Source organism: Oscillibacter sp. CU971 (assembly GCF_905219725.1).
GTDB lineage: Bacteria > Bacillota > Clostridia > Oscillospirales > Oscillospiraceae > Oscillibacter.
This window is the reverse complement of the sequence record NZ_CAJMXG010000460.1, coordinates 1-1,501: the sequence shown is the minus strand read 5'-3', so window position 1 is coordinate 1,501 and position 1,501 is coordinate 1. Positions and strand designations below refer to the sequence as shown.

The 1,501-nt window shown below is 52.2% G+C and carries 2 protein-coding genes; both read right to left on the bottom strand.

Going from position 1 to position 1,501, the window contains the following annotated elements:
- Positions 1–671: acyltransferase (locus JX325_RS16565; protein WP_204792131.1), on the bottom strand; the 671-nt coding region annotated here is incomplete at its 3' end.
- 44 nt (positions 672–715) lie between these two features.
- Positions 716–1,222, bottom strand: a complete 507-nt coding sequence (locus JX325_RS16560) for a hypothetical protein (RefSeq protein ID WP_204792130.1) — start codon at positions 1,220–1,222, stop codon at positions 716–718.
- Positions 1,223–1,501: the final 279 nt, after the last annotated feature.

The following is a 1,501-nucleotide window of genomic DNA, read 5'->3' as shown; positions in this document are numbered from 1 at the left end:
ACGGAACTGCTTCGGTTTGGCCGGGGATGATAGACGGACAGATAATGGCCCAGCAGCATATAGCCGATGGAGGCGTAAGTCATATTCATCCTCCACTGAACAGGGATTCCGCTCAGCAGCGTAAACGGCCAGAACGTCCGAACCGTTGGATAGAGAATGCCCAGCAGGAACCAAAGGGCCAGCGCATATTTCATAAGCTGTTGATCGGCATATTGGACGAACAGCCGCGTAATGGGTAAAGCGGCGTAAGCCAGGATCGTGATGTGCAGATAGTAAAAATGTTCCTCGTGGTGGAACAACAGCAGATGCTTTGCCGCATCCACCACATCCGGGAGGGTCAGGCTGTCCATCAGTTTCAGGGAAACGAGCTTATAGCAAAGCGCCCAGAAGAAGAGGGCGGCCAATATCCTGGGTAAATTTTTCGTGTAAAGTTTTTTCAGCGTCAGCTCCTTTTCCGGCTTTAAGAGCAGGGCTCCGCTGGCCATGAAAAACAGCGGGACGCATGCGTGGGCGAGACTTCCCCAAAGCAGGGCTGAGTACCAGGGCGTGGTTCCAACTATGCCGCCGGAGAACGGAGCAGCCGCCACATGACACAGTACAACATTCAAGATGGCGGCGGTTTTCACCACGTCTACTTTTTGATCCCGCAAGAGTGGAGTATTGAAATTCATATCAAACGATCCTCTGTCATGAAAAAATTGCCGCCTTTGGATGTTCACAGGCACCGAAATCCCATCAAGAAGAACTCCCTGGGACTTCCGCGCATGGACAACTCCGCCGCGTGATAAATCTCGTCATTCATAATATGCGCTATTTGGAGCTGAGAGAGTCGGCTATCGTCCAGTAAAGAAAACTGTTGGAGCAGCAATCGCATGACCCAATTCAGTCCCGATACAGACTCCGGGCCATGGGGCCGGGAAATCCTCATCGGTCCGCTCAAGGTGAAATACCGAACGGCCTCAAACTCTGAGAGTCCTTCCCGCAGGATCGCCGCCCTGATCTCGCTTTGTATCATATCCGGCAGACGCTTCCAGTCCGCCCGGTTCATGCCGTAGAACAGGAGGCTGTACCGGCTGCCACAGTTCATTACCAGTGCCGCTCTCCGCTTTTGGACGGTCAGCAGGTGGACGTCCCAGCAGAAGAATGGGGCCGTTATTTCTGCTGAGGATGGCGGCTTTATTTTCAAGTGCCTTTGCAGGGGGATCGTGTAGCCAAATTCCATTGCCGGACAACCTCCAAACTCTCACTCTGATAATTCGCGGCGGGGCCTGGGTACTTTTCCAGGCCCCACTTGCTAAAAAGCAATCTGAGCGGACACAAATCCATGACTCAGAGCGAAATCAAGGTCAGAAAGGGAAAACCATTTTATTCCTCATACGCATGACAGCGGCCTTACTCAACAGCTAAAAAGGGAATTTCATTTTCCTTCGCATAGCTTTCTGCAAAGCTGCCTCTGGAACCGTAAATGGTCAATGATTCACAGCCGTCAAACACGCCCTCC

Excerpts from the sequence above, each read along its gene's own strand:
- JX325_RS16560 (WP_204792130.1), bottom strand. The coding sequence starts at position 1,222 with ATGGAATTTGGCTACACGATCCCCCTGCAAAGGCACTTGAAAATAAAG.